The 536-nt window shown below is 47.0% G+C and carries 1 protein-coding gene; it reads left to right on the forward strand.

Features of this window, described 5'->3' with window-relative positions; translation table 11 throughout:
• Positions 1–2 precede the first annotated feature (2 nt).
• A partial coding sequence (locus R8O11_RS30730; protein ID WP_318195321.1) for an amino acid permease occupies positions 3–536 on the forward strand: 534 nt, incomplete at its 3' end.

Genomic DNA, 536 nt, shown 5'->3' on the forward strand with positions numbered 1-536 from the left:
ACATGTCTGAATCCAAACGTAATACGATAGGCAAATTCGGGTTGTTGTCCCTCACTTTTGCTGCAGTATTTAGCTTTAATAACGTAATCAATAACAACATCGAGATCGGTCTAGCGTCTGCGCCAATGTTCTTTCTGGCGACCATTTTTTATTTCATCCCTTTCTGTTTGATCATCGCAGAATTCGTATCTCTGAATAAAGATTCTGAAGCGGGGGTCTACGCATGGGTAAAAAGCTCACTCGGCGGTCGCTGGGCGTTTATCTCTGCCTACACTTACTGGTTCGTTAACCTATTCTTCTTCACGTCCTTGCTGCCGCGTGTTATCGCTTATGCGTCTTACGCGTTCTTGGGCTATGAATACATTCTGACGCCATTCACCACTACCGTGCTCAGTATGATTTTGTTTGCGTTTGCAACCTACGTATCGACAAACGGCGCGAAAATGTTGGGGCCAATTACGTCGGTGACCTCCTCCCTCATGCTGCTACTGACAATGTCGTACATTTTACTGGCTGGCGCCGCGTTGATCGGCGGG

Source organism: Vibrio sp. 1288 (assembly GCF_033344475.1).